The organism is Paracoccus benzoatiresistens (assembly GCF_026913015.1).
Lineage (GTDB): Bacteria > Pseudomonadota > Alphaproteobacteria > Rhodobacterales > Rhodobacteraceae > Paracoccus > Paracoccus benzoatiresistens.
This window is the reverse complement of the sequence record NZ_JAPTYD010000167.1, coordinates 1-1,217: the sequence shown is the minus strand read 5'-3', so window position 1 is coordinate 1,217 and position 1,217 is coordinate 1. Positions and strand designations below refer to the sequence as shown.

Sequence of the window (1,217 nt, the reverse complement as noted above, 5' to 3'; positions counted from 1 at the left end):
CAGGGGAATCGCATATGAACTTGGCGGTCTGAGCGGCGCCCCTTGCGGCTGAGGGCTTGATGGATTCTGGGAGTGGACCCATCCCTCGGAGCCTCCCGCCGCCATGCATCTGTTCCTGACCGCCTTCGAAGATGTTCCCGATCCCCGCGCCGGGAACACCCGGCATGACCTTGGCGAGTTGCTCGTCATCGCCTTCGTGTCGGTGCTGTGCGGTGCGTCATCCTGTGCCGAAATGGCCGCCTTCGGTCGTGCGAAGGAACGCGTTTTCAGAGACTTCCTAAAGCTCAGGCATGCGGTTCCGTCGCACGACACCTTCTCGGCCGTTTTCCGGATGATCGATCCAAAGGCGCTCGACGCCGCCTTTGGCCGGGTGCTGGCCGATGTTGCGGCGCTCTTGCGCGAGGGCGATGTGATCGCCATCGACGGCAAGGCTCTGCGTGGCGCCCGGCACGCGGGCGAGAGCGCGCGGACGCGGATGATGGTCTCGGCCTACGCGGCGCGGCTGCGCCTGACCCTGACCAGCGTGCCGGCCGATCGGGGCACGGAACTGGAAGCCGCGATCGAGGCGCTCGGGCTGATCGCGCTCAAGGGCAAGGTGGTGACGGCGGATGCGCTCCACTGCAATCGCCGCACGGTTGCGGCGATCAACGCCGGCGGCGGCGACTGGTGCCTGGCGCTCAAGGCCAACCAGGACTCGCTCCTGTCTGATGCACGGGCCTGTTTCGGCAGGGTGAAGGACGGCCACGCCACCGCCGTCACCAAAGATGCCGGTCACGGTCGGACGGAGGTCCGAACGGCAGTCGTGGTCGGGGCCAAGGAGCTGGCAGAGCATCATGATTTCCCCGCTCTCAAGGCCTTCGGTCGGGTCGAGGCGACGCGAGAAACGGCCGCGGGCACAAGCTCGGAGACACGATACTTCGCGCTGTCGTGGATGCCGACGCCGGACGTCCTGCTGGCCACCGTGCGCGCCCACTGGGCCATCGAGAACGCCTTGCACTGGCAGCTTGACGTCTCTTTCCGCGAGGACGCCGCGCGCAACCGCAAGGATAACAGCCCCGGCAACATCGCCGTCCTGCGCCGCCGTGCCCTCGACGTCATGCGCAGCGACACCTCGAACGGCTCCCTCTCCATCAAGCTCAAGCGAGCCGGCTGGGACGACGACTTCCTCCGCAGCGTTCTCAACAACTTAGCGACATGAGCCAAATGCGATTGCCCTG

The 1,217-nt window shown here is 66.4% G+C and carries 1 protein-coding gene; it reads left to right on the top strand.

What is annotated here, in order from left to right; all coding sequences use genetic code 11:
* Positions 1-103 precede the first annotated feature (103 nt).
* Positions 104-1,198, top strand: coding sequence for an ISAs1 family transposase (locus OU682_RS24025; RefSeq protein WP_268944688.1), 1,095 nt, complete (start codon positions 104-106; stop codon positions 1,196-1,198).
* Positions 1,199-1,217 lie beyond the last annotated feature (19 nt).

Excerpts from the sequence above, each read along its gene's own strand:
- OU682_RS24025 (WP_268944688.1), top strand. The coding sequence starts at position 104 with ATGCATCTGTTCCTGACCGCCTTCGAAGATGTTCCCGATCCCCGCGCC.